The 25,821-nt window shown below is 57.2% G+C and carries 26 protein-coding genes; 12 read left to right on the plus strand and 14 right to left on the minus strand.

Features of this window, described 5'->3' with window-relative positions:
• Positions 1 to 268 (minus strand): LysR family transcriptional regulator (locus VJ956_RS00220; protein WP_324080415.1); only part of this gene is annotated, 268 nt, incomplete at its 3' end.
• A 137-nt stretch (positions 269 to 405) separates the two neighbouring features.
• On the opposite strand from VJ956_RS00220, the gene VJ956_RS00225 reads away from it, so the two are divergent.
• Complete coding sequence (locus tag VJ956_RS00225) at positions 406 to 597, plus strand: hypothetical protein (RefSeq protein WP_324080417.1); 192 nt, start codon at positions 406 to 408, stop codon at positions 595 to 597.
• Positions 598 to 703: 106 nt separating this feature from the next.
• Here VJ956_RS00225 and VJ956_RS00230 read toward each other — a convergent pair whose 3' ends face one another.
• Both VJ956_RS00230 and VJ956_RS00235 read right to left on the minus strand, forming a co-directional pair.
• The gene (locus VJ956_RS00230; RefSeq protein WP_324080418.1) at positions 704 to 1,948 is read right to left on the minus strand and encodes a DUF5610 domain-containing protein; all 1,245 of its coding nucleotides are present in this window, start codon (positions 1,946 to 1,948) and stop codon (positions 704 to 706) included.
• A gap of 100 nt (positions 1,949 to 2,048) precedes the next feature.
• Positions 2,049 to 2,477: an Lrp/AsnC family transcriptional regulator gene (locus tag VJ956_RS00235; RefSeq protein WP_324080420.1), complete on the minus strand. Its 429-nt coding sequence runs from the start codon at positions 2,475 to 2,477 to the stop codon at positions 2,049 to 2,051.
• 114 nt (positions 2,478 to 2,591) lie between these two features.
• On the opposite strand from VJ956_RS00235, the gene VJ956_RS00240 reads away from it, so the two are divergent.
• The 3 genes from VJ956_RS00240 (at position 2,592) to VJ956_RS00250 (ending at position 5,407) form a co-directional block, all read left to right on the plus strand.
• On the plus strand, positions 2,592 to 3,737 hold the full coding sequence (locus VJ956_RS00240) for an arginine N-succinyltransferase (protein WP_324080422.1): 1,146 nt from the start codon (positions 2,592 to 2,594) through the stop codon (positions 3,735 to 3,737).
• Positions 3,727 to 4,548 carry a DUF1338 domain-containing protein gene (locus tag VJ956_RS00245; protein WP_324080424.1) on the plus strand — a complete coding sequence of 274 codons (822 nt, stop codon included), beginning with the start codon at positions 3,727 to 3,729 and terminating at the stop codon, positions 4,546 to 4,548. The genes VJ956_RS00240 and VJ956_RS00245 overlap by 11 nt, the downstream gene beginning before the upstream one ends.
• 73 nt (positions 4,549 to 4,621) lie before the next feature.
• On the plus strand, positions 4,622 to 5,407 hold the full coding sequence (locus tag VJ956_RS00250) for a ZIP family metal transporter (protein ID WP_324080426.1): 786 nt from the start codon (positions 4,622 to 4,624) through the stop codon (positions 5,405 to 5,407).
• 56 nt (positions 5,408 to 5,463) lie between these two features.
• Here VJ956_RS00250 and VJ956_RS00255 read toward each other — a convergent pair whose 3' ends face one another.
• On the minus strand, positions 5,464 to 6,249 hold the full coding sequence (locus VJ956_RS00255; protein ID WP_324080428.1) for a TSUP family transporter: 786 nt from the start codon (positions 6,247 to 6,249) through the stop codon (positions 5,464 to 5,466).
• A gap of 231 nt (positions 6,250 to 6,480) precedes the next feature.
• Between VJ956_RS00255 and VJ956_RS00260 the strand changes: the two genes are divergently transcribed.
• Positions 6,481 to 7,146 carry a hypothetical protein gene (locus VJ956_RS00260; protein ID WP_324080429.1) on the plus strand — a complete coding sequence of 222 codons (666 nt, stop codon included), beginning with the start codon at positions 6,481 to 6,483 and terminating at the stop codon, positions 7,144 to 7,146.
• Between the two features lie 10 nt (positions 7,147 to 7,156).
• Here VJ956_RS00260 and VJ956_RS00265 read toward each other — a convergent pair whose 3' ends face one another.
• From VJ956_RS00265 to VJ956_RS00275, 3 genes are all read right to left on the minus strand, one after another.
• The gene (locus VJ956_RS00265; RefSeq protein WP_324080431.1) at positions 7,157 to 8,224 is read right to left on the minus strand and encodes a peptidoglycan -binding protein; all 1,068 of its coding nucleotides are present in this window, start codon (positions 8,222 to 8,224) and stop codon (positions 7,157 to 7,159) included.
• Complete coding sequence (locus tag VJ956_RS00270) at positions 8,221 to 8,967, minus strand: MotA/TolQ/ExbB proton channel family protein (RefSeq protein ID WP_324080432.1); 747 nt, start codon at positions 8,965 to 8,967, stop codon at positions 8,221 to 8,223. The genes VJ956_RS00265 and VJ956_RS00270 overlap by 4 nt, the downstream gene beginning before the upstream one ends.
• Before the next feature lie 102 nt (positions 8,968 to 9,069).
• Entirely contained in the window at positions 9,070 to 9,852 is a 783-nt protein-coding gene (locus VJ956_RS00275) for an ABC transporter substrate-binding protein (protein WP_324080433.1), read from the minus strand.
• A 220-nt stretch (positions 9,853 to 10,072) separates the two neighbouring features.
• Between VJ956_RS00275 and VJ956_RS00280 the strand changes: the two genes are divergently transcribed.
• A complete protein-coding gene (locus VJ956_RS00280; RefSeq protein WP_324080435.1) occupies positions 10,073 to 10,780 on the plus strand; it encodes a DUF3581 family protein in 708 nt (235 codons plus the stop codon).
• 11 nt (positions 10,781 to 10,791) lie between these two features.
• On the opposite strand, the gene VJ956_RS00285 is transcribed toward VJ956_RS00280, so the two are convergent.
• Together VJ956_RS00285 and VJ956_RS00290 are read right to left on the minus strand one after the other, a co-directional pair.
• The gene (locus VJ956_RS00285) at positions 10,792 to 11,184 is read right to left on the minus strand and encodes a DUF1499 domain-containing protein (protein ID WP_324080437.1); all 393 of its coding nucleotides are present in this window, start codon (positions 11,182 to 11,184) and stop codon (positions 10,792 to 10,794) included.
• A 28-nt stretch (positions 11,185 to 11,212) separates the two neighbouring features.
• Positions 11,213 to 12,277: a mechanosensitive ion channel family protein gene (locus VJ956_RS00290; protein ID WP_324080439.1), complete on the minus strand. Its 1,065-nt coding sequence runs from the start codon at positions 12,275 to 12,277 to the stop codon at positions 11,213 to 11,215.
• Between the two features lie 199 nt (positions 12,278 to 12,476).
• On the opposite strand from VJ956_RS00290, the gene VJ956_RS00295 reads away from it, so the two are divergent.
• From VJ956_RS00295 to VJ956_RS00305, 3 genes are all read left to right on the plus strand, one after another.
• The gene (locus tag VJ956_RS00295; protein WP_324080440.1) at positions 12,477 to 14,363 is read left to right on the plus strand and encodes a hypothetical protein; all 1,887 of its coding nucleotides are present in this window, start codon (positions 12,477 to 12,479) and stop codon (positions 14,361 to 14,363) included.
• A 222-nt stretch (positions 14,364 to 14,585) separates the two neighbouring features.
• Positions 14,586 to 15,026, plus strand: coding sequence for a cyanase (cynS, locus tag VJ956_RS00300; protein WP_324080442.1), 441 nt, complete (start codon positions 14,586 to 14,588; stop codon positions 15,024 to 15,026).
• Positions 15,027 to 15,094: 68 nt separating this feature from the next.
• The gene (locus VJ956_RS00305) at positions 15,095 to 15,907 is read left to right on the plus strand and encodes a formate/nitrite transporter family protein (protein WP_324080443.1); all 813 of its coding nucleotides are present in this window, start codon (positions 15,095 to 15,097) and stop codon (positions 15,905 to 15,907) included.
• A 117-nt stretch (positions 15,908 to 16,024) separates the two neighbouring features.
• On the opposite strand, the gene VJ956_RS00310 is transcribed toward VJ956_RS00305, so the two are convergent.
• The 3 genes from VJ956_RS00310 to VJ956_RS00320 all read right to left on the minus strand — a co-directional run bounded on the left by VJ956_RS00310 (position 16,025) and on the right by VJ956_RS00320 (position 19,280).
• The gene (locus VJ956_RS00310; RefSeq protein WP_324080444.1) at positions 16,025 to 17,752 is read right to left on the minus strand and encodes a protein kinase domain-containing protein; all 1,728 of its coding nucleotides are present in this window, start codon (positions 17,750 to 17,752) and stop codon (positions 16,025 to 16,027) included.
• Between the two features lie 99 nt (positions 17,753 to 17,851).
• Positions 17,852 to 18,751, minus strand: coding sequence for a DMT family transporter (locus VJ956_RS00315; RefSeq protein ID WP_324080446.1), 900 nt, complete (start codon positions 18,749 to 18,751; stop codon positions 17,852 to 17,854).
• A gap of 1 nt (position 18,752) precedes the next feature.
• A complete protein-coding gene (locus tag VJ956_RS00320; protein WP_324080447.1) occupies positions 18,753 to 19,280 on the minus strand; it encodes a shikimate kinase in 528 nt (175 codons plus the stop codon).
• Between the two features lie 67 nt (positions 19,281 to 19,347).
• Here VJ956_RS00320 and VJ956_RS00325 point away from each other — a divergent pair, with 67 nt between their 5' ends.
• The gene (locus VJ956_RS00325) at positions 19,348 to 20,046 is read left to right on the plus strand and encodes a lytic transglycosylase domain-containing protein (protein WP_324080449.1); all 699 of its coding nucleotides are present in this window, start codon (positions 19,348 to 19,350) and stop codon (positions 20,044 to 20,046) included.
• Positions 20,047 to 20,062: 16 nt separating this feature from the next.
• Here the strand turns inward: VJ956_RS00325 and VJ956_RS00330 are convergent, their stop codons facing one another.
• On the minus strand, positions 20,063 to 20,689 hold the full coding sequence (locus tag VJ956_RS00330) for a LysE family translocator (protein WP_324080489.1): 627 nt from the start codon (positions 20,687 to 20,689) through the stop codon (positions 20,063 to 20,065).
• A gap of 106 nt (positions 20,690 to 20,795) precedes the next feature.
• Here VJ956_RS00330 and VJ956_RS00335 point away from each other — a divergent pair, with 106 nt between their 5' ends.
• Positions 20,796 to 21,539 carry a 16S rRNA pseudouridine(516) synthase gene (locus VJ956_RS00335; protein ID WP_324080450.1) on the plus strand — a complete coding sequence of 248 codons (744 nt, stop codon included), beginning with the start codon at positions 20,796 to 20,798 and terminating at the stop codon, positions 21,537 to 21,539.
• Complete coding sequence (locus VJ956_RS00340) at positions 21,536 to 22,024, plus strand: DsbA family oxidoreductase (RefSeq protein ID WP_324080451.1); 489 nt, start codon at positions 21,536 to 21,538, stop codon at positions 22,022 to 22,024. The genes VJ956_RS00335 and VJ956_RS00340 overlap by 4 nt, the downstream gene beginning before the upstream one ends.
• On the opposite strand, the gene putA is transcribed toward VJ956_RS00340, so the two are convergent.
• The gene (putA, locus tag VJ956_RS00345) at positions 21,921 to 25,550 is read right to left on the minus strand and encodes a bifunctional proline dehydrogenase/L-glutamate gamma-semialdehyde dehydrogenase PutA (protein WP_324080452.1); all 3,630 of its coding nucleotides are present in this window, start codon (positions 25,548 to 25,550) and stop codon (positions 21,921 to 21,923) included. The genes VJ956_RS00340 and putA overlap by 104 nt on opposite strands.
• Positions 25,551 to 25,821: the final 271 nt, after the last annotated feature.

A 25,821-nucleotide genomic window follows, 5' to 3' on the forward strand; every position in this document is an offset into this window, starting at 1 on the left:
CCGGCGCAGAATCCTGTCCCACCAGCCGGCGCTCGAGATTTTCCATGTCCGCAGCCAGTCGGTCGGCTTCACGGTAGGCCGTTTCCCCCACCGGGGTCAGATGCAGACCCTCCCGGTCACGTTCAAAAAACTGAACCCCCAGTTGCTCTTCCATCTGGTCCAGGCGGCGGAGAACCGTGGTCTGGTGAACGCCCAGAATTTCACCGGCTTTGGCAAGTGTTCCCCCGATGGCCAGGGCATGGATATATCGAAGATAGTCCCAATCCATAAATAACTGCATATTTGCAAGGTTTGTACGGATTTTAACGTATTCACGCTGCGAAAATGAATCCCTACACTGCGTCCCATAGTCAGCTAACCAAATTGACGCATAATCAATTCACTTAACAGAAAGGAGGAGGCGCTATGACCCAAATCCATAACGTATCTCATCAACCGCTGCCGTCCAGCATCCTCCACAATGGAAATGATGTCAGGCGCCAGTACACCCGTGCAGCGGCACAGCAGGCCATTCAGGCAATCAGCCGGAAAATCGGTTCATGGAAGAAGCGTGCCACCAGCGTTACCCCGGATTATCAACCGGGCATGCAAAGCTAAGGTTGGCACCACCGGTCTGAAAAAAGAAGACGCCGGCGCCCCGATAATCCGGGCCCGGCGTTTTTTTGTGGCCGGCCTCCCGAGCGGCAAGCAGTAGGTCAACGAATTAAACAGACGGGACACTAGGCCGCTTAAGCGAATCCGTAACCCCGTCGATGAACTCATTCATCAGCGACTCAGAGGCAGGCAGCAGGCTGTCATTCCGCTCGCTCTGCCACTGGCGGATGTCCTGGAGTAGCGAGTTCATCAGACCTTTGAAGGCCGGTGCGGATACGCCGCCTTCAGATGCGGACCGGGCAACACTCTGGAGGTCACGGGCCAGGCCACCCAGAGGCCTGAGCTGAGCATTATCCGACGGTTGCCGGGCAACGGATTCATAGGCGGACGCCGATACAATCCGGGTCGCGGTCAGGCTCAGACTGAAACTGGCAAGCGCCTGTCCGTCGAGATTCAGATCTCCGGCTTTGCGGAATGCGCCCTGAATGTCGCCGTCAAAGAAGCGGTCGGAGACTTTCTCTACCCGCTCGAAGAGCCCGGCCAGAGCCCGCTGCTCCTGACCGTTCAGGTCGCCCTCGACATTGAAAGAGTAGCGCCCTGAAAAACCGCTGACAGCGCCAAACTGCAAATCCTGGCTATTGCCGCCACCCCTGTTCTCTACAACGGTTTCTGCATATGCACCGCTGTAGCGTTGCTCAGCCATCCGGACCGTCACCCTGTCGCCTTCGGCGGTGGTCACCTGAAACGCAAACAGCGACTCGGACGCGCGCTCCACCCGATAGCCTGCCTGCATTTCCTGCCCGGCCGCAAGAGTACCGGACGGACGCTCGACAAACCGGTCCTGCAGGCCATCAAGACCACTGGTGATCCGGCTGAAGCTGTCTTCAATTGCCCGGCCAAGTCGGTCATCCATCAGACCCATCGTCTCGATCTGGTCACGGGCCTCGGCGAAGCCCTGCGCTATCCCTGCCCGGGCATCTGTGAGCAATCCCGCCAGGCGTTCTGTTTCCGCGCCGGCGCGGGCCTCGGCCTGCAAACGCTGCTGCACAAAGCCCAGTACACGCTGGGCCACCAGCTCCGCAGAAGGTGCCTCAAATACAGCGGGAGAAAACCGTTCAGCCCCGTTTGCAATACCCTTGCCCAGTTGCTGTTCAAGGCGCTGCGACAGCCTCGCCTTCAACACGTTCATGGCATCGTCAGCGCTGCGGATTTTTGCGGACTCGTTGCTCCCGACCTTGTGATCGCTGGCGACACCCGGGCCAGTGCCTTCATTGCCGCCTCGCCGCGACGGAATGCCAGAAAACAGGTCCGGATCTGACCTGGACAGACCGGGTAAATTGATAGGGGATACCATGAGATGCTCATCCTCGGTTCATGAATTATCCGGTTATCGACCGGCATCATCAGCCCTTTAAGAACATTCAGGTATTAGGGAGCCTCTGAACAACTCCTTACTAACGACGAAAACGCGTTTCCAGAACGACCGCAGAGTTGGTGCGCTCAACGCCCTCAAGATTGCCTATCCCGTCCAGAATCATGCTCAGCTGTTCCAGCGACCGGGCCTGGACGATGGCGATCAGATCGTATTCACCACTGACGGAATAAAGCTGGGAAACCTGGGGGATGGCTTCGAGTGCCCGATTGGTCTGGGCGGTCAGCTTCTGAACTACCTTGATCGAGACATGGGCCTCAACCTGACTGGCGGCATAGGCCGCCCCCAGCTCTACCGAGTAACCACGGATCACCCCGGTAGCTTCCAGCCGTGCCAGACGATTCTGCACCGTCGAGCGCGACACGCTCATCTTCCGGGCCAGGTCCGAGACACTGATGCGGGCATTCTGCCGCAGGTTCAGCAACAGCTTTTCATCCAGTGAACTGATCATATTGTCTGAAGCCTTGGTTGATTTGGCATAATTGTCAGTCAATATATCATTTTTGCAACTGCAATGTGACATCAGGCGCGGTGATAATGGGTTAAACTAAAAGAGGACAAAGCCATGATCATTCGTCCCGTTGTCATGAGCGACCTTTCTGCGCTCAGAGCTATTGCCGTCGAATCCGGCCCCGGCTTTACCTCCCTGGTGGACAATCACGATTTTCTGGTTGAGAAAATTGCACGCTCCGAAGCAAGCTTTGCCAGTGCCGGCAGGGGGAGCGGTTGGCAACCCGGCGATCAGAGCTATCTGTTCGTTCTGGTGGCTCCGGACAGCGGTGACATCATGGGTATCACCGGTATTGAGGCGTCGGTGGGTCAACGTCGGCCGATCTACCACTTCCGCGTGGAAAAAACTGTTCGTCAGTCTGCGCGCCTGGGCCTGAACCGTCACCAGCAGACCCTGACCCTGGGTAACCACTGCACCGGCTGCAGTGAGATCTGCACACTCTTTCTGCGCCCGCGATATCGCCGGGCCTGGGCAGGCAAGCTGCTGTCCCGGATACGATTCCTGTTCATGGCCCAGCATCCTCACCGCTTTGCCAGCACCGTAATTGCGCAAATGCGCGGGGTGTCGGACAACACCGGCAACTCTCCCTTCTGGCACTGGTTTCAGGCCAACTTTGTGGACCTGGATTTTGCCACCGTCAACCAGTTGATGGGGACCGGCGATAATGGCTTTGTTGCGGAACTGATGCCGGAACACCCCATTTATACCCATCTGCTGGACCAGTCGGCACGCGCCGTCATTGGCAAAGTGCATTCCGATACCCGGCCTGCGCTGCACCTGCTTGAATCCGAGGGCTTCCGGTACACCGGCCTTATCGACCCGATTGACGGCGGACCGACCCTGGAGGCGCAGACTGACAGGCTGAGGTCTGTGCAACAGACCCGCTGCTGTCGGGTCCACATAAGCGCGGAGCCGTCGCCCGCAGTGGCAGCATGGACACACGGCGGTCAGGGCAAGACCCTGATGGTGGCAAATACCAGCACCTCAGACTTCCGGGCGACAGTAACCAGCGCAGCGCGCCACCGTCCGGCCAACCAGATACTGGAAATACCCCGGTCGCTGGCACACACTCTGGGTCTGGACAGCGGTGCTGATGCCTGGTTTGCCGATCTTGATATTGCTCGCAACCAGAGCCAGCACCCGGCCCTGTCCGCCAACAGTGAGTCCACCCCGGTCAAGGAGGCGTCAAGTGCATACTGAGATCGATACCCTGTTTCACAACCTCTGGGAAAATTACTGCGCGGTGACGCCATCAGCCCGGCAAATCCACCGCCTTCTGGATAACAGCCAGGGCAGTACCATCGTCAATGATCACATTGCGCTGCGCACCTTCAACCTGGAAAAACTCAACCTTGAGAAACTCGCGGCGCATTTCAGGGCACTGGGCTATCATCAGGGCGGTGAATACCACTTTGAAGCCAAAAAGCTCTACGCCCGGCATTTCGAGCACCCCGACGCAACAGTGCCCAAGGTGTTCATCTCCGAGTTACTGGTAGAAAAATGCTCGGACGCGCTGCAGGAAACGGTTCAGAAACTGGTCGCTGACGTGCCCCCCTCGGTAGTGGCTGACCGGAGCTTTCTCTATTCCGGTCGCCACTGGGACATCGATTACGCCACTTACCAGGCTTTGCTGGAAGAAAGTGAGTACGCCGCCTGGCTGGCTGCCTGGGGCTACCGGGCCAACCACTTTACCGTCAGCGTGAATCACCTGAGTCAGTTCACGACCCTTGCCGAAGTGAACCGGCGACTCAAGCAGGAAGGTTATCGGTTGAACAGTTCGGGGGGCGAAATCAAGGGCTCATCGGAGGAACTGCTCGAGCAGTCCTCCACCATGGCCGATCGGGCCGAGGTGGATTTTTCCGACCAGACGGTCAGCATTCCAAGCTGCTTTTATGAGTTTGCGCTGCGCTATCCCGATGCAGACGGGCAACTTTACCGGGGTTTCGTCGCCGCATCGGCTGACAGGATCTTTGAAAGTACCAACAGTAAAACTACGGACAGCAACGACTGACGCAGAGACAATCCGGACATCCCCACGTAGACCGGGTCTACCATAATTCACCTGGGACGGATAAGGGGTTCGGATGTTCGGTGATTTGAGCGTTGTCTGGATGGGCTCTATCGCCAGCCTGCTGGCCGGGCTGGGAACCGGCGTCGGCGCGCTGGGTGTGTTTGCAGTCCGTCGCCTGACGCCGGCCCTGCAGGATGGCATGCTCAGTACGGCAGCGGGCGTGATGCTTGCCGCCGCATTTTTCTCACTGCTACTGCCGGGCATCGAATACGGTGAAGAGCTCACCGGCGCGACCTGGACCGCATCACTTATCGTCATTGGCGGCCTGCTGATGGGCGCCATCGTGCTGTACCTGATTCATCAGCGCCTGCCCCACGAGCATTTCCTGCTTGGCCGCGAGGGACCGGACAGTGCACGCATACGCAGGATCTGGCTGTTCATCATTGCCATTGCGCTGCACAACTTTCCCGAGGGCATGGCGGTCGGCGTCGGCTTTGGCGGCGGCAATATCGGCAACGGTACGGCCCTGGCTATTGGCATCGGTCTGCAGAACATCCCCGAAGGCCTGGCCGTGGCCATATCCCTGCTGGCCATCGAACATTCGCAACTCAAGGCCTTTACCATCGCGCTGCTTACCGGTCTGTTAGAGCCCGTTGGCGGATTATTCGGCAGCACCATGGTATGGCTGGCCGAACCCCTGATGCCCTGGACCCTGGGCTTTGCGGCAGGTGCCATGATTTTCATCATCAGCGATGAAATTATTCCGGAAACCCACCGCGGCGAGTACAAGACTCTGGCCACCTTCTCGTTGCTGGGCGGATTTGTGGTGATGATGTTTCTCGACGCTTCTCTGGGATAAAAAGGCCGGGATCCCGTCTGGTTAACTCCCCCGCCTGCAGCTTGCCACACGGGATATTAGGAAAATATGACCTGCAACATTCCGATACTGCTGACAATCAGCAGAACCGAGCCCAGAACCCGGAAGAAAACCGGGGTTTCGGCCCGCAATATGCGGTCGTGGGCGCGGAGCCCCAGAACGTGACCAATGGCGGCGCAGGGCAACAGCCAGAGGTGGTGAATGAGCTGCAGATCAATATCCAGCCACAGGAAAGCTGCCATCTTGATCATCACCAGGATAAACCAGAGTGCGAAAAGCGTGTCCCGCAGTTTTTCCCGGGGCAGATGCTGGGCCACCACGGCAATGATCAGGGGTGCACCGATCAGCGAGGTCCCGCTGATATAACCGCCAAGCATCAGAAATACCACGTCGATGGCCCGACTGTTACTGCGGAAAGGCCGGTTCATGATATAGGACACCGAATAAACGGCAACAATCACGAAAATGATCAGGCTCATGATGTCCGACGGCAGCGTTATCAGGCCGAACACCCCGATCAGTTTCGGCACGATCATAATCGCCAGAATGCGCCACAGGTAGTTCCACTCAACTGTGCCCGCAAGCGCCCTGCCCTGATCATCAGTTCTTGACGAGCTGCGATTGTTCATCCAGATGGTGAGTGACGAGAACACCAGCAAATGCACGGCGATAACAGGCAGGAAAACCAGTGGCTCATCCAGCACAAGCAGCAGGAAAGGAAGCGATAACACAGCCCCGCCAAATCCGAGCCCGGAACGAACGAAGCCGCTCCACACAAAAATGAGGCCAATAAGGCAATACTGATACAGTGCCAGGTCAGACATGGTGAGGCTCGGGTTGGGGCAGCATACGAAGGTGTCAGAGGATACCCGCCACCCCCGATTACTTCCAGTAACAAAGGGGCTACTTTTTTACAACGGTGGAGATCATGGATACAGGCTAGGTTGCAGACAGGACGCTTTCACAAGACCAGACCTGTAACACCAACAAAAACCAGTAACACCGACGATTCGAAGAAGACGCCTTCTCCGGTCCATGGTATGGGGGAAATGACCATGTCAGCAGCGGTTGAACACCTGACGGAGCGACTTCTGGACAAGAGCGAGTCGCTCGAGGCGATAATGCCTTCGGCAATAACCCTGGCCATGATGCTTCGCCAGCGGACAATGGCGTCACGGTTGCGCAAAGAATTTGACGGCTACAGTGACCCGACTGACCTGCCCACCTTCCGCCGTGGCCTGGCCGGACATATTGTCGCCCGTTCACCCCAGTACGGCTGGATACCGGCGCCCATCAACGACAAACAGAAGAAGGAATTCGGTCACAGAGATATGCTCGACGGCGTTAAGTCCCTTGAGAAAACCTGCCAGGGATGCAAAAAAGGCACCGGCAGCCGTATCGGGTTTGACCCGGAAGAAATGGCTGTTTTGCAGTCAAAAATCAACCTGACAGCGGAACTGGCCATCACCATCAGCAGAGACAGTTACAACACTCTCCTGCGGGTCATCCGCAGTGCCTTGTACCTCTGGTGCCAGGAGTTGCTGGCAGCGGGCATTGGCGGTGACCACAATTCGTTCAGCGAGCAGGAACGCAAAAGCGTGGCTCACCTGGATGACCCCGAGCTTTTCTGGCGCCAGGCCGTGGAAAGCAATGGCGATCTTCCCATTCCGGATGTGCGTGAGGTCGGCTTTCTCGACCGTTTTTTCGGGCGGGCCAGTTGAGGCCGGTCCGTTACCGGTCGGTCAGCTTCACCTCGATACGCCGATTCCGCTGCAAGGCCTGCGGCGTATTGCCGGTCGCTACCGGGAAAAATTCTCCGAATCCGGCAGCGGCCATACGCCGCTCAGGTACGCCGCGGGAAGCGAGGTAACGTACCACCGACACCGCCCTGGCGGTGGACAGCTCCCAGTTGGAGGGAAACTCCGGGGTGTTGATGGGAATCCGGTCAGTGTGGCCATCTATTCGCAAAATCCAGTCAATATCATCCGGAATCTTTGTCACTACGTCCAGCAACACCCTGGCCAGTTTGTCCAGCTCCCGCCTGCCACTCTCCCCAAGACTGGCAGAGCCGGAAGCAAACAGAAGCTCCGACGGCAGCAGAAAACGGTCACCCACTATGCGGATATTTTCATTACCCTCCAGGATTTGCCGTAACCGCCCAAAAAACTCCGACTGATAGCGTTCAAGTTCGTTTACCCGCTCCGCCAGCAGGGTATTAAGGCGCCTGCCCACTTCCTTGAGCTCGGCGTCTTTTTCCGCCGTGATTTCCTGCTGCAGGCGCAACGCAGCAGTAATGCGACTGAGTTGATTCTGCAGCGCACTTATCTGGTTGGATAGTTGCAGAATGATAGCTCTCTGGGAATCCGTCAGCAGTTGTTCCTGCTCCAGCTCGGTCTCGGTCTGCGCAACCGACTCCTGTAGCGTTTCTACCCGCATCTCCTGGGCTTCCGCGTTGTACTGGAATTCCAGTCGGGTCTCACGCTCGTCGGCAAGTGTCTCGGACAACTGCCTGTTCTGTGCCAGGGTTTCACCATAATCCTGCTGGAGGGTCGACATGGCCTGCTCAAGCGCCTGAGTCTGATCCTGTTCAAGCCCCAGCATCCGGGAGATTTCCTGCAGCCGGCTGTTCAACCGCTGAAGCTCGGAATCCCGGTCGGACAGGGTTTGTGAAAGGTACAACTGGCTGACCACATAGATCAGCAGCATAAAGATAATAAGCATCAACAATGCTGACAGGGCGTCTACGTAGCCTGGCCACACATTGATCGTGCTCCGGCTGCGGCGTTTTGATCCGATCATGACGGGTCCGTGAGTTCGTTCTCGTCATAGACTTCACCGGCGCGGCCCACCAGGTTGGTTACCCCGGTCAGCCACTCTTCCAACCCGTCGTAGAAGCGGTTCTGGGCATGGCCGGCCTGAATATCGAGAAAACCGAGAATCAGGGATCCGCCAAGACCGAGCAAAGACGAACTGAAGGCCGTACCCATGCCCTGAAGTGGCTCCAGCAGACCGGCCTGAAGGCGTCCGAAAACCTTGCCGAAATCCTCCTGCCCCATATCCAGGTCAACAATCACGGCGCCGACGGCATTGATGGTACCCAGCAGACCCCAGAAGGTACCCAGCAGACCCAGAAAGATCAGCAGGCTGATAAAATAACGGGTGATTTCCCGCTGCTCGTCCATGCGGCTGTGAATGCCATCAAGCACGGTGCGCAGGGAAAGGGTGGAGAGCGAAAAGCGGTCGCGCTTGGCATCGTCGTTCAACTGACGGGCAAGAGGCTTCAATAGCCGGGGCTCCTGCAATACCGAGAGCCCCGCGTTGCCGGTCCGGAACTGGGCAATCCAGCGCAATTCCGGGAACAGCACGATTACCTGGCGATAGGTAATGACAATGCCAACCAGTAACACGCACAGGATAACAAGATTGAACACCCAGTTTGCAAGAAACGCCGACTGTAACGGCTTGAATAACAGGGCACAGACCACCGTCACAACCGCCAGGAAAGTGGTCATCCAGAACAGGGTATGCTTTGGGTTGCTCATCTAAAGGCACCGCTCGAAATGAAAATTTGCCTGCAACGCTAGCATACACCCGGTGCCAATGCTGAAAAAAACCTTTGCATCCCGATAATAGCCGCCTGGTTATTAACGATATTCCGCCAGGATAGCGGCAAGCTCCCCCGCCTCACGCGCCTGGTCAACCGCCCGCTGGAGGTCGTCTACCACGGACTGGTCGGTTTCATTGCTTACCGCCAGGTACATGGGCGTCTCGCGGAACACAAGAACCGGCTGCAAATCGTCAATACCGTGCACTTCCTCAGCGACCAGTGGCCCAACCACACCGTCCGTCACCCACAGATCCGCCTGCCCGAGACTCAGGCGCAGCGGGTTCTGCTCACCGCTGACATTGGTAATTACCTCAAAGCCCTGATCAATCAGGTAATCCGACATAACATCGCCCTTGTAACCGGCAATCGTATACTGGCGGGCCTGCTCCAGCGAATCGAGCTCGATATCCGAATCCGGAGCGGCAAACAGCGTCCAGGTAATCGAGGCCAACGGCCCTACCCAGTGGAACTCGTCCTCCCGCTCCTCCGTGCGTGCGGTACAGAACAGACCGTGATTCTCCCGGCCCTGGACCCAGTTGTAAGCCCAGCTCCAGTCCCGCATTTTCATGACAAAATCATAGTCCAGCCTCGACATCATGGCTTTGACCATCTTGGTACAGATGCCGGTGATGCCCTCAGCGTTGTGAGCAAATCCCTGGCCACTGACTGCGGCGTTGTAGGGTGGGTAACTCTCGGTAAATATATAGAAACGTTCGCCTTCCGCAGCCCCCACCGGAATTGCGGGCAAGACCATCAATGCCACGCCAACTGACAGGCCGCGGCCAGATCCGGCCAAGCGCTTCTGTAAATCTCTTATCATTTCAATATCTCCGTGAATGGTCGCCCGAGATGATGCCGGTTTAACGGATGCAACATCATTTGTACCATTTTTACGATTATCGTGGCGGGGCCGGTCCAAAATCCAGTGAAAATTCGTATCCTGACCAACTGAACTTAGACATTGGTTTAGTGAGCCTTGTGACAATGACATTTTAAGGCCACTATTCACCGCTGCGACGCTGCCATAATCAAAGGACATCATGTTTCTCGAACGCTACCACTCGATCCAGGATAATAAGGTTCTGATCAGCGCCCGTCAGGGCAGCCTTTTTGCAAAGGAAGTCGCCGGCGACTTTAACCCGATTCACAATCCGGATGAACGGCGATTCTGTGTGCCAGGTGACCTTCTTTTCGCGCTGCTGGTAGCTCATTTCGGGTTGTCGCGAAAGATGACGTTCCATTTCCGCAGCCTTCTCGGCGATTCGGTGCCACTGACCTTCCGCGAAGACGATGACGGCATGATCCGGGTATATGACGACCGGGATAAAGTCTACATCGAGGTGGAACGTGAGGGCGAATCAACCCGTGACCAGAGCATCATTGAACACCTGATCCGCAGCTACGTGGCGGAGTCCGGCAAGAATTTCCCGCACACGCTCAAACCATTGATGGAAAGTCAGGGAGTGATGTTCAATCCGGACCGGCCAATGATCATGTACCAGAGCATGAACCTGTCCCTGACCACCCTCGATGCTCCTGAACCGGAGCTTGAACTCGGGCAGGCAACACTGGTGCCTGATGGCAAAAGAGGCAATGTGACCCTGGATTACCGGCTGATGTCCCGGGGCAAGGAGGCCGGCCTGGTATCAAAGAAGCTGGTGGTCAGTGGCCTGCGTGACTACGACCCAAATACCATGGATGCGGTCGTGGAGCAGTTCTATCGCCTGAAGGAAAAAGCCTGGGACTGATCCCGGCCTTTTCAGGCCAGCTCAAACTTCCTGCGGATATTTTCCACCCGTTTGCGATTCAGGCCCAGGTCAGAATACCCGAGCCGGGAAGCAGACCGGACATGGATGACCTGATCATCCGTATCGCAGAGAAATTCAAGGTCGTCGACGAACCCCAGCAGTTTTGACGCGCACTCGAAGTGCAGGTAATGGTCATTTTCGTCAGCCAGCGCCGTCCCCGACATATTGTTAATGACCCGCTTCAGCCGGTTCATGGCTGCCCGCGGCTCACCCCACAGTTGCAGCGGCCTCACCCGCTGCCAGGCCGCGCTGGCCTGGCTGGAGACGCAGTTGGGCCTGGCCGGACAGGCAGCGAGCCTGCCGTGCTTCTCACCCAGATTCTCGGGTCGTTTTCCTGCAAACATTGAGATTCCTTTTTGAACAAGAATTGAATCAGGCTTTGCCGTCACTGGCTCCCAGCATCTCGGCACGATGCCGGGGCAGATGTTGCGGATACCTGGTCTGGACAAAACCGATCATGCCCTCGCGAATATTACACCGCAGATCCCACAGCTTGCTGGAATCTCCGGCACTCATCAGAAACCGTATCTGAATAGCCTTGTCACCCGCATCAACCACCTGCACCGTTTGTGTTACCCCGTCCCACTCCGACGACTCCCTTAGAAGCCGGGTGAACTCTTCCCGCAGGGGCTCTATGGGAATGCCGTAATCCGCCCAGATAAAGGCACTGCCCGTGAGATCCGCACTATGGCGTGTCCAGTTCTGAAACGGATTCTCGATAAACCATTGCAGCGGTATCACCAGACGCCGAAGGTCCCAGACCCGCAGCACCACGTAAGTGGCCGTTACTTCCTCAACCCAGCACCATTCATCCTGGACGCGAAGCACGTCGTCAATGCGGAAAGGCTGGGTAAGAGCAATCTGCATTCCCGCCAGCAGATTACTCAAAACCGGACGGGCCGCGAAACCAAGGATCAGGCCACCGACACCGGCCGATGCCAGCAGGCTGGCGCCCAATTGACGTACCGGTTCAAAAGTCATCAGCGCGACGCCTGTGCCCAGCAGGACAATCACAATATTCAGCGCCCGGACCAGAAAACGGGTCTGGGTTTCTACCTTTCGCGCCCGCTTCCATTGCCCTTCAAGGACCGGGTTGAGTTTTACGATTACCTCACCAAGTGACGCTGTACACCTTACCGCGGCCCAGGTAAGAGTGATTATCAGAAACATCGTGGCCATCTGCTGCAGCTGCGCCAGCCAGGGCAGGGTCGCGGGCGCAGCCTCCAGAACGCCATTGAGTACCAGCAGACAAAGTGACATGACGAGCGCCCTGGCGGAGGCATCGAAAAACACCCGGGCAACGGAGGTGTCCTCCGAGAAACGATTCACCAGGAAAACAACCAGTTTGCTGATTGCGTAGGCTGAGAGAACAGCAACGAGAGCAAGCCCGGCAGTATCCAGCCAGGCTCTCAAGCCTTCTTCTATTGTTAACTGCATCAACCTTTTCCGCCCTGGTCTGCTGTTTCCGGCTTCTAAACTACCAGAGTATCGGCGAGCGGGAAAACGCCCCCTGCGGCGCATCCTGAAAGGGGCAGCGACAGTTCTCTTGTTGGCCGCTGTCCGCGAGGCTATGATTTCGACGGAAGCAGTCTGTTATCGGTCTGTTTCCAACAGCAAAACCGGCGCTGAGGCAACAATGAGAGACGCAGCAACACAGAATACACCCTGGGATTATCTGATCCGTGGCGCCAAGGTTTTCGATGGCAGCGGCGAACTGCCAGTGCGGGAGGACATCGCGGTAGCCGATGGCAAAATTGCTGCCCGGGCGCCGGAGCTGCCATCCGCCATGGCGCGCAAGGTGATCGACGGTTGCAGGCGTTGGGCCATGCCCGGTCTGTTTGATATCCACACCCATTATGATCTGGAGCTGGAAGTGGCTCCCGGGCTCCCGGAGTCGGTACGCCATGGCACCACCACCGTAGTCATTGCCAACTGCAGCCTGGGGCTCGCCTTTGGTGCCCAACGCAAAGATGGTGCCGATCCGGTTGTGGACTGTTTCGCCCGGGTCGAAAATATCCCCAAAAGTGTTCTCCGTGCGACGGCCGACAAGGTTGACTGGCATAATCCGAAAGAATATCTCCAGCACCTGAACAGGCTGAACCTGGGCCCGAACCTGGTCACCATGGTGCCGCACTCGATGCTGCGGATTGAAGCGATGGGTTTTGCTGCCAGCATTGCCCGGGATCCCACCGAACAGGAACTGGTTGCCATGGAAGGGCTGCTGGAAAAGGCCATGGATGATGGCTACGCGGGTTTCTCTACCGATGCTCTGCCCTTCCATTATCTGGCGAACCAGCCCAACACCCGCAAAACCATCCCGACCCAGTTCGCCCGATATAAAGAGATCAAACGGCTGACTGAGGTGGTCCGACGCAAAGGCGGCGTCTGGCAGGCCACCCCACCCAAGAACAGCACTATCGGTACTATCAGGACCTTCCTGCTGAGTTGCGGACGCCTTCACGGCAAGCCTTTGAAAACCACGGTGGTAGCGGCACTGGACGTACACAGTAATCGTAAGATTGTGTGGCTGGCGCGATTGCTCGCGCGGGTCCTCAACTCCCGCCTGCTGAAGGGTGATTTTCATCTCCAGGCCCTGGCCGCACCGTTCAAGACCTGGTCAGACGGCGCCGTGACACCCTTGTCAGAGGAGATTGAAGCGCTCCGGATTCTGACTGAAACCGAGGTGGAAGACCGTGAAATCCGGCAGAAAATTCTCAATGATCCAGAGTATATCGACCAGTTCAAAGCCATGTGGATGCACGGTAAAAAAGGCTTTGGCCTGGCCCGGCTGAAACGACTGTTGCGCCTGGAAGATTATGCCTTTAACCGCAGCATGGCCGACATGACCATCGACGTCTGCCCGCTGAAAGCCTGGGAGGGTATGACCTTTGCCCAGGTTTATAGCCGTATCCGTGCGCTTAAAACCGGCAAGACAGAGCCGTTGGCCGACAACGAAGCGATGCTGATACGGGATTATTTTGCGGATGTGAAAGACGAGGGCGACTTTGTGCTCGCCATGCTTCGCGCCTTCGACCGCGAAATCAGCTGGCATACGGTGTCCGCCAACCGCGACGAACGCCTGGTGCGCAAGCTGCTGATGGACCCCCAACTGCTGCCCGGTTTTAACGACAGCGGCGCCCACCTCACCAATCTGGCATTTTACGATGGCAACCTCCGGGCCTTGAAGCTGGCCTCCGACGGCGGTGATACCGACGTCGCCTACATGGTGCGCAGGCTGACCAGCGACCCGGCCCGGGTGTTCGGTGTAAAAGGTGGCACCATCAATGTTGGCGACCGGGCGGACCTTGTTCTCATTGACCCCTCTGCCCTGCGCCGGCTTGACCACAACAACACCGTCAGGCGCCAGTACCGTCAAGCTTTCCAGCATGAGCAGCTGGTCAACCGTACCGACGGCGTCGTGCCACTGGTGATGATTGCCGGGCATCCGGCGTGGAACGGCGACGGCTTCGATCAGTGCCTGGGCCAGACCAGAATGGGCACTGTTCTGAAAACCACGTTCTGAAAGGACGCAGGACTCCCCTCGCAAAAACGCGTTAATGCTGTGCGTCGGCACCAGAGCATGCATCAAAATAAGTCAGGGCAGCTTGCAGTTTTCCTCTACCCTGGCCTCGCCACCCCTTTATTCACTCCTGGCACGACGTCTGCATAATTCAGAGCTCACGGCACTATTCAGTGTGTCGAGGTGCATGCACCAACATTCGCAACGATACAATGAGAGCTTGTTATGAATCATGAAATGATGACCGCCGCCATTCTCACCGCCAAAAACGAGAAAGGTCTGACCTGGGAACAGCTTGCCGAGGCCATCGGCATGTCCCCGGTCTGGACGACATCCTGCTGCTTTGGCATGAACACCATGCTTGAAGACCAGGCCAGGGCACTGTGCAAAGCGCTGGACCTTGATATGGATGTTGCGAGCGCATTACAGACTTGTCCCTCCAAGCACTGGGGTGACGCCGTTCCCCAGGACCCTCTCATTTACCGCCTCTACGAAGCAACCATGATCTATGGCCCCAGCGTCAAGGCGCTCGTCCACGAAAAATTCGGTGACGGCATCATGAGCGCGATTGACTATGAGATGTACGTGGAAAAGGTCGAAAACCCCAAGGGCGATCGGGTGGTGATCACCATGGATGGCAAATTCCTTCCTTACAAGCGCTGGTAACGACAGCACCCTGGTAACAAATTTCACTTTTCTATTTCTAGTTCTATTTTTCACGAAAGGATCCAATCATGTCTTATCTTCAGCCCAACGAGTTTGTCACCAAGCTGGTGGACGCCGGTGAAGCCAAAATCTATATGGGCACACGGGACACCCTGATTCGCGCATTCATGGCGGGGGCCACGCTGGCGCTGGCGGTGATATTCGCCGTCACTATCGCCGTTCAGACCGGCTCTTTCCTTCTGGGCTCTCTGCTGTTTCCGGTCGGTTTCTGCATGCTTTACCTTATGGGGTACGACCTGCTCACCGGGGTTTTCACTCTTGTGCCGCTTGCCCTGTTCGACAAACGACCGGGAGTGACTGTGCCAAGGATGCTCAAATGCTGGGGTCTTGTCGCGCTCGGCAACCTCGGCGGGGCCCTGTTCATTGCCTTTTTCGGTTACCTGAATTTTTCCATGGGTGGCACAGAAGTTATCAGTGCCGTGGGCCAGAAAATGATGGAAGTCGGGGAGAGCCGCACCGTGGGTTACCAGGACGCCGGGGCCGCTGGCTGGCTCGTGCTTTTCCTGCGCGGAGTGTTCTGTAACTGGATGGTATCCATGGGCGTGGTGGGCGCCACCATATCCACCCATGTTTCAGGCAAGATCATGGCCATGTGGATGCCGATCATTGTGTTCTTCTACCTCGGCTTCGAGCACTCCGTGGTCAACATGTTTCTGTTCCCGATCGGGCTGATGATGGGCGCCGAATTTACCCTCTACCAGTACGTCATGTGGAATGAGATTCCCACCGTTCTGGGTAATCTGGTCGGCGGCCTGACCCTGGTTGGCCTGGTGCTGTACACAACCCACGTTCGGACCCAGGCCAGAAAAACCTTTTCCTGAGTTTTTCCTGAACCGAGTCAAAGCAGTGTGTTCCGGTCGCCCGCAGGCGACCGGACCCTTCGCAACAGCCGCTTCTTCCCTGGCCCCCAACGTTACCAGCTATCGAAGTTACCACCGTTACAGATGGGACAGGGCCAAATGGCCTGCCAGCAAAATCGCAAGCACCAGGGCGACGCCCTTCCAGAAGGTTTCCGGATTGCGCTCGATCAGGGGTGGCCGGACCGCGTTCACGAACTCGCGCCTGGGGTGGTGAAGATCGTGGATAAATTCCGAAATCTCGGCGTAGCGCCGTTCGGGGTTTGGATGCAGGGCTTTGCGCAAGACCCCGTCGATCCAGGCGGGACAGCTTCGGTTGTAATGGTAAACCGGCTCATATTTCAGCCGATTGAGGCCGGCGCGGTTTCGAACCCGGGACGCTTCGGGGCCGAACGGCAGCCGCCCGGCAAGCATCTCGTAGGTGATCACACCAAGTGAAAATATATCCGAACGAACCGAGCCGCCTTCACCCAGGAAGTATTCCGGGGCCGAGTACTGCCGGGTGCCCAGAACAGGATCAAGGTCGGCCCCCGTACCCTCACTGATGCCCGCCACCCGGACAGCTCCGAAATCGATCAGCTTTGCAGTACCAACACTGTCAATCATCACGTTTGCCGGCCGCACATCCTGGTGGATCATATCCTGTCGATGAAAGGCTCTCAGGGCTTTACCGATCTGCGCCACCAGGGCCCTCACCCTGGTGAAATCGGCTCCCGGATTGTCGCGTATCCACTGGGTCAGGGTCTGGCCCTCAATATATTCAGTAACCACATACAGATAATTCTGACCGCGTGAGCGCTCACAGGACCGCAGCACGTAGGGACTGTCGACGCGGCGCGCAACCCATTCCTCGGCCAGAAACTGCTCCAGCGCAACCGGGTCTTCGCGAACATCGATCGCCGGCACCTTGAGCACCACCGGGGTGGCTGTCGCGGTATCAATGGCCAGGTACACGTAACTGCGGCTGCTCATATGCAGCTCACGGACAATCTCAAAACCGTCTATCAGGCTACGGCAACCCAGCTCCGGCGGGAACGGCAATTCCGTTGCGTGCTGCTGGAGCTCGTGGAGCCGGGGCTGGGGGATCTGTTCGACACGCAGGATCTGCGCCGTGAGATTGTCATCACTGCCCTGCTCATGGGCCGATCTTACCAGGGCCTCTGCGGCCGCGTTCAGATCATTGGTGTGGTCAGCAATGATCGCCGCAATATCATCCGGACGCAGCGTTTCATGAATGCCGTCGGTCACCAGCAGGAAGGTGTCTCCGGCTCCCACAGCCACAGAATGATAGTCAATCTCGACCTGGTCATTCACCCCGAGGGCCCGCCCCAGATAGCTCCTGTCAGTTGAGATCCATTGGCGGTGGTCGCGGGTCAGCTGCTCAAGACTGCGGCCCTGAAGCTGATATGCCCGGGCATCTCCGACATGAAAAATATGTGCCCGGGTGGATTTGATCACCAGGGCCGTAAACGTGCAGACGTAGCCACGATCTTTATCATAGCGCGCCCAGGAACTGTTGGTCCGGGAGGCCAGCCAGGCATTCGTGGCAGCGATTACCCGGTTGCCTGATTTCTTCACCGACCAGGCCGCGGAGGTACAGAAATAATCCTCAAGGAAGCTTTTGACAGCGGTCTCGCTGGCGATATGCGCGACAGCGCTTGAGCTGATTCCGTCAGCCAGCGCCATGGCCACCCCCTTGGACTCCAGTTCCGCGCCACCCGGAATGTACACGCCATGGAAATCCTGGTTGCGGGCTTTACGTCCGGACTCTGAATGCTGGCCGACCGATACTCGCAGATATCCTTCCATAGGCTTTCCTCAAGGCATTGCGCCCCCTGATGAGTGCAGGCAGAAATTCATGCACAACCTGCGCCAGGACATTCGCTGGCCGGGCAATCTGGCGGCCGCTCAGGGCGACGGCCGCATAACCACAAGCGCCACGCCGAGAATGGAAAGGCATCCTCCGACCATTGCAACCAGCCCGAGCCGTTCATCAAACAACACAAAGGCTTCAAACGCTGTCACCGGGGGCACCAGATAGAACAGACTGGCGACCTGCGAGGCCGCACCACGGCGAATCAGCCACATCAGCAACAGAATCGCACCGATGGACACGCCAAACACCAGCCACGCCATGGACAGAATCAGTGGCATTGCCCATTCCACTTCCCGGGTCTCAAAGGCAAAAGCGCCGATGGCAAAAAGCGTGGCTGCGGCCGCGTATTGAATCAGAGTACCGGATACCAGGTCCGCGCCGGTGCCGCGACGCTTCTGATAGACCGTGCCCAGGGAAATACCCGCCAGCGACAGCGCCGCCCAGATCAGGGTCCAGGCCGGAAAGCTCCCCCGGGCCTCATTAACACCGAATTTTTCCAGCAGCACCAGGCACACGCCGACAAGACCCAGCGCCAGGCCCAGCCATTGCCGGACGGACACTTTCTCATTCAGCACCGCGATGGCCACCGCAGACGTCACCAGTGGCTGCAAACCCACGATCAGTGAAATAATACCCGACGGCATACCGCCAGCAATGGCGTAATAAACCCCGCCCAGATAACAGCCATGCACCAGCAGGCCGGTAATTGCCAGATGACCCGCGCCCCGCCAGCCGGGCCAGCTTGCTTTCAGTATCCGGGCAAGCACGCCAAGCAGCCCGAGGGTCAGCAGCATCCTGATCAGGAGCAGTGTGAAGGGCTCGGCGAACGGCAGACCATATTTGGCACCGATAAAACCGGTGCTCCAGAGCCAGACAAACAGTGCCGGCACGCCAAACGAGAACAGGGCAGACGATTTGGGGCCTGCGGCCATATCAATGCATCCCCGGGGCAAGGTTCTGGCGAGTCAACTCCCTGACCACGGCCTCGCAGACCTGAGCCGGCGTCTGCTGGTCCGCGCGGACAGTGATCTGCCCATAATGGTTATAGAGCGCAAAACGCTCTTCAAAGAGCTCTTCAAGGCTCTGTTGCGGGTGGCGTGAGATACCGCGCATGCTGTGATCACCTATTCGGCGCTTTACTGCTGCCAGGGAAATATCGAGAAACACCACAACGCCATGACGGCCAAGATGGGCCATGGCGTCATCGCTGTAAACCGCACTGCCACCCGTGGAAATCACATGGCGCTGAACGTCGAGAGCCAGCAATACCCGCCCTTCCACACTTCGCAATGACTGATAGCCGTCACCATCAACAATGGCTTGCAGCGTGCGACCGGTTTCCTGCTGAATAATCAGGTCGGTATCAATGAAACCCAACCCCAGTTCCTTTGCCAGCAGAACGCCGACGGTGCTCTTGCCGCTGCCGGGCATGCCGATCAGAACAATATTTTTTGAACTCATTCCTCTACTCCCCGACGGCAAAGATCGTATACTTGATCAATAACAGACATTCCTGATGTGAGACGTTATGGGTTTTACCCGCCAACTGGCTATTCAACTGATCCTCCTTACGCTGTTATTGCCGCTGACAGCCACAGGCAGTGAGGTTAAAAAAATAGTGCATCCGGACGGCACGGTGGAGTTCACCAATGTCGACAGTTCGGGCAACAGGCTCGCCTCCACCCGGGACGAAGTGGTCTATCGCTACACCGACAGCAATGGCGCGGTCACTTTCAGCGAAGTGCAACCGCTGAATGCCAGTTTTCAGGTCATCCGCTTTTACTGCTTCGCCTGCGACCCGGATTCCAGTGTCGATTGGCGCAAAACGCCGCTGTTTGTCGAACCCTACAAGCGTGAAATTGCGGTCGCGGCCCGTGAATTCGATGTTGATCCCGCCCTGGTGCGGGCGGTTATTCATGCCGAATCGGCTTTCAACAAAGCCGCCATATCCCCCGCTGGTGCCCAGGGCCTGATGCAGCTTATGCCCGCTACCGCCCGGGAACTCGGCGTTGACAACGCCATGTCCGCCACCGAGAACATTCGCGGTGGCGTCCACTATCTCGCCAAAATGCTCCAGCGCTTCCAGGGCGATATCCGCCTGGCGACAGCCGCCTATAATGCGGGCCCCGGCGCGGTTGGCCGCCATGGCGGCATTCCGCCCTATGCGGAAACCAGAGCCTATGTCCACAGGGTGGGCATCCTGCACCAGCGATACGCCAGCAATTAGTTGCCAGCTGTCGCTGTCAGGCAAAAGCCAGCCAGAAACCCACCAGCATCATCAGGCTGCCGGCAACCCGGTTGACTGTTTTCACGCCGCCCCTGCGGCTCAACGCCCGGCTCAGATTTTTCCCACCATGGGCGTATAGCTGCAGACAGACAAATTCCAGTACCAAAATGATCACGATCAGCGCCGTCAGCTGAGGCGCCATGGGCAGACTGCTATCAATGAATGGTGGCAGCAGGACCACGAAAAAGGCCCAGCCCTTGGGGTTGGCAATGGCCGTAACAAAGCCCTGGGTCGCCAGTTGCCATCGCGAGGCTTCGCCGCCGGATATATTTTCTCCCTCAGGCATCGCCATGCGGCCTTTTGACCGCCACATCTGAACGCCCAACCACGCCAGATAGGCGCCACCGGCGTATTTGAACAGCGCAAAAGCCGCCGGATACTGCAACATTAACGCCGCTACACCAACAGCCGCCGAGGTGGCCACCACAGTGACGCCAACCAACTCACCTGCCATCATCCACATGGCCCGGCGAACGCCGACAGTAATGCCCATGGACAGCGCCAGGGTCATACACATGCCGGGGGTAATCGACACCACAAAAAATGTGGGTATAAAGGCGGATAGCAACGGCCAGTTCAGCATCAGCACGGGATAACTCTCGAACAATAAGAGGACTTAGGAGAATCAGCATTCGTTCCCTGGTTCAGGGGATAAACCATTCTTCACGGCGACCCGCTATCATACCACCATGAAACTTTCCCGCATTATCAGTAACCAGAACGGTACCAGCCGCAAACAGGCCAGTGCGTTGATCGCCAGCGGCGCCATTGCCATTGACGGTCTGCGCTGCCACGAACCTGGCCGGGAAGTCACGGCCTTTGCAACGGTCACCCGCAACGGCCGCATCATCCAGCAGGGTATCACCGCCCACTATCTGATGATGAACAAACCCGCCGGTATTCTCAGCGCTACCTCCGATCCCGTCCACACCACGGTTATCGATCTGATCAATTCCCCCACCATCAACAACCTGCACATCGCCGGCCGACTTGATCGCGCAAGCACCGGCCTGTTGATTCTGACCAACGACGGCCAGTGGTCCCGCCGCCTGACCGACCCTCACCTGAAAAAACCCAAGATATACCGGGTCAGCACTGCCGGCCCGATTACACCGGAAACCAAAAAACACTTCGCTGACGGCATCTGGTTCGACTATGAGCAACTCAGAACTTCACCGGCCAGGTTGGAGGTCCTGGGCGCCAACTTTGCCCGAGTGACGATTTACGAGGGTCGATACCACCAGATAAAGCGCATGTTCCACGCCGTTGGCAACCGGGTGACAGCGCTACACCGGGAACAGATGGGCACGATCACACTTGATCACACCCTGCCTCCGGGCGGCTACCGCCCTTTGACCAGCGGCGAGGTCTGTTCGGTGACCGATAAGATAACCGCAGTGAAGACGAAATGCGGGAAAGCCAGTCGCAGATGAAAGCCATGGCAAAGGACCCGGGACTGAATTTCGAGAAACTCCAGGAGCGCTATACCAGGAACATGTTCGACGTTCACCTACTCGTGAAGTGGGCCGGTGAGCAGGGCAGGCAGACTGACATGAGAATGGCCTGCTTCGAAGCCTACTTTGGCCGTGCGGAGAATATTTCAGATGCTGACGTACTGGCGGGCTGTGCTGAGAACGCCGGACTGGACGCGAAAGCCGCAAGAGATGTTCTTGCTTCTGGCCAATACGCGAATGCCGTTCGCGAGGATGAGGCAAAATATCAGCAGGCAGGCGTTTCCGCCGTACCTGCCTATGTTATCAATCAGACCTGTCTTGTCTCCGGCGCCCAGCAGCCAGACACACTGGTTCAGGACTCTACTCGGAAGCAGCAATCAGGCTGGCGTTACCACCGGCTGCAGTGGTATCCACGCACAGATGGCGCTCAATCACGTACCGTTGATCCAGATTATGCTCGGTAATCAGCGGCAGCAGCGCGCCATCACGCTTCATCAGAGCCTGACGGTAAGTCTTCAGTACCGTGGGTTTGGCGCAGGTAACCACGGCATCGAAGCCATGGACCTTTTCAACGGCATCTGCTTCCAGCTGACCCTCGATACCAACGACCGGCAAACCGGCCCTGGCGGCATGATCAACGATCTGGTTAATACCTGGCGCAATCACCACTACCTTGTTGCCCTGAGCCAGCGCCATGGCCATTTGCTCAATCGCTGTGTCCTTGGTCGGGCCAAGACACAGCACTGTGCCACGGGGATGGTTGGTCAGAATGTTGGATTCACCGGTGGGGCCTGGCATTTCCTCGGCGTGAGCATCCAGTGGCTCCGGAACCGAATTGAAGACCGGCTTCATGGCCTCAGCCCGCGCCTTTGGCTCCAGGGCGCTCATCTTTTTCAGTTTGCCGATCAGGCCCTTGAGCTTGCTGGCATCCACTTTCTCGCCACCGGGCTCCGCCGACACCTGAGTCGTTTCGCCCTTCATGAAACGGCGCACATACTGGGGACCACCAGCCTTGGGGCCTGTGCCTGACAGACCTTCGCCACCGAACGGCTGGGACCCTACAATGGCACCGATCTGGTTGCGGTTGACGTAGGTGTTACCCACCTTGATGCGGCTGGCGATACGATCAACCCGATGGTCTACCCGGCTGTGAACACCAAAGGTCAGACCATAGCCCTTGGCATTGATATCATCCACTACCTGGTCGATTTCTTTCGCGTCAAAGGTAGCCACGTGCAGTACCGGGCCGAAGATCTCTTCTTTCAGATCCTGAATACCCGTTACCCTGAGCACCGCGGGCGATACAAAGTTGCCCTTCTCCGGTATTGACAGTTTCTTCAGAAGCTCGCCTCTTTTCTCATATTTTTCGCAATGATCGGTAATTTTCTTGGCAGATGCTTCATCAATCACCGGGCCTACATCGGTCGACAGCAGCCATGGGTCGCCAATACCCAGTTCTTCCATGGCACCGTAAAGCATCTTCAGCAGACTTTCGGCAATGTCTTTCTGCAAATACAGCATACGCAGTGCGGAACAACGCTGACCGGCACTCTGGAATGACGAAGCCACTACATCCCGGACCACCTGCTCAGGCAACGCAGTAGAATCCACAATCATCGCATTCAGGCCACCGGTTTCTGCGACCATCACCGCATCCGGTTCCATATTTTTCGTCATGGCCTTATCGATGACTTTTGCGGTAGCGGTAGAACCCGTAAAGCATACGCCAGCGACTCGTGAATCTGAGGTCAGGCCCGCACCGACGGTGGCACCAGTGCCCGGCAACAGCTGAATCGCATCCTTGGGAATGCCGGCCTTGTGCATCAACTCCACCGCCCGGACTGCAAGCAGCGAAGTCTGCTCCGCCGGCTTGGCCAGAACCACGTTGCCCGCGACAAGGTTCGCCATAATCTGGCCGGTAAAGATCGCCAGCGGGAAGTTCCAGGGCGAAATACACACCACCGGTCCCCGGGCCTCACCGCTGTCTTTGTAGCGAACACCTTCGTTGGCATAAAAGAGGGCAAAGTCCACAGCTTCACGAATCTCGGCGACGGCGTCCGACAGGGATTTACCGGCTTCCCGGGCGGTCAGGGCAAATAACTCGTAGGTATTCTCTTCATAAAGATCCGCCACTTTACGCAGGCATTCGGCCCGCTCTTCTGCCGACCTGGACGACCAGGCCTTGAATCCTTTCTCGGCAGCAGCAATGGCCGTGTCGATATCCTCTTCATTGGCCTGGGTAACATGGCCCACCACATCTTCCGGGTCTGCCGGGTTGCGGACCACCTGTACCTCGGTGCCCGCCACTTTGCCATCGATCACCGGGCCGCCTTTCCACTGGTGTTCTTTAAAGGCACCACGACCCTTTTCGATCTCCCCGATCGTCACCGGGTCGGTAATATCCCAGCCCTTGGAGTTGCGACGGTTTTCCCCAAAGATATCCTTTGGCTGCACGATCGCCTTGCTGGAGATGTCCTTGCCCATTTCCGTAACCGTGTCGATCGGATCTTTCGCGATCATTTCCGGCGTGATGTCTTCGTCCACAATCTGATTTACAAATGAGCTGTTGGCACCGTTTTCCAGCAGACGACGGACCAGATAGGCCAGCAGTTCGCGATGGGCGCCAACCGGTGCGTAAATCCGGCAGGGTACGCCACTGTCTTTCATCACCTGGCTGTGCAGGGATTCACCCATACCATGCAGCCGCTGGAACTCGTAGTTGGCCTCGCCACGAACCTTGGCCAGTTCGAGAATGGCCGACACGGAATGCGCGTTGTGGGTCGCGAACTGCGGGTAAATGCGATCGGTCATGTTCAGTAGCTTGGTGGAACAGGAGAGGAAGGACACGTCACTGCAAGCCTTGCGGGTAAACACCGGGAACCCGCTCAGACCCATCACCTGGGCGCGCTTGATTTCAGCGTCCCAGTAGGCACCTTTAACCAGCCGCACCATGATACGACGGTCGTACTTTTCAGCCAGCCCATAAAGCCAGTCAATCATGAAAGGTGCGCGTTTGCCATAAGCCTGAACAACGACACCGAAGCCATTCCAGCCCGCCAGCTCAGGGTCACTCAGGAGCTCCTCAATGACATCCATTGAAAGGTCCAGCCGGTCCTGCTCCTCGGCATCGATATTGAAGCCCATATTGGCGGCCGCAGCTTTTTTGACCAGGCGTCTGGCCCTGGGCAAAAGCTCTTTCATCACGCGCTCTTTATTACCGTACTCGTAACGTGCCAGCAGCGCGGAAAGCTTGACCGAAATTCCGGGATTCTTGCGAACATCACCCTGACAATGCTTGGCAATGCTGTCGATGGCGTTGGAGTAGGAATTGTAATAACCCTGCGCATCATGATCGGTGCGGGCGGCCTCTCCAAGCATGTCATAGGAGTAGGTGTAACCCTTTTTCATGTAGTCTTCACCGGCTTTCTGGGCTTCCTTTATGTCGCGCCCGAGCACGAACTGGCGGCCCATCTCCTTCATGGCCAGGCCGGCTACCATGCGAATTACCGGTTCACCCATCCGCTTCAGCAGCCGGCGAAGGGTTTCACCCACGCTCTGGCGCTCGGATTCCGTCAGCAGGCTGCTGGTCATCAACAGGGCGATGGTCGCCGTGTTTATCATAGAGGAGGCTGCCTTGCCCCGATGATCACCCCAGCTTCCGGCGGTAATCTTGTCTTCAATCAGATCGTTTATGGTTGTGGCATCAGGCACCCGTAGCAAGGCCTCAGCCAGACACATCAATGCCACACCTTCTTTGGTGGACAAACCGTACTCTTCCAGAAACTTCTCCATGATGGAGGGCTTGGTATTTTTACGGACATTGCGAACCAGCTCAGCTGCCCGTGCAGAAATTGCTTTCCGCTCTTCCTCAGTCAACTGAGCGCCCGCAATCATTTCACTGATAACCGTGTACTCATCTGCAAGAAAGTAATCGCGAAGGGTCTGTCGGCTATCGACTAACTCCGGCGTCACAGATTGCTGCGGTCTCATACATGCTTCCTCTTTTTGCGTCTTTTTTGACTGAATTCTTTCACCAATCGGGAACAGCAACTGATCTGCCAGAAGACTCGCGGACCGGTGCCGGGATCCCGGATTCCGGACAGTGTGGTGTTCTGCCACTCCCACAAACAAACAGGTTCCATTAAGTCTAGCCGAAGTTTTGAACTACGCAGGGCAGTTTGAAAAAGATCAGCGTGGGCGCCGCTGTCAGCAAGCTCCGGCCGGTCGGCTTCGAGCGAAAACGCGAAGACCTGCGACACTC

Origin of the sequence: Marinobacter sp., assembly GCF_035268745.1 — a bacterium.
Lineage (GTDB): Bacteria > Pseudomonadota > Gammaproteobacteria > Pseudomonadales > Oleiphilaceae > Marinobacter.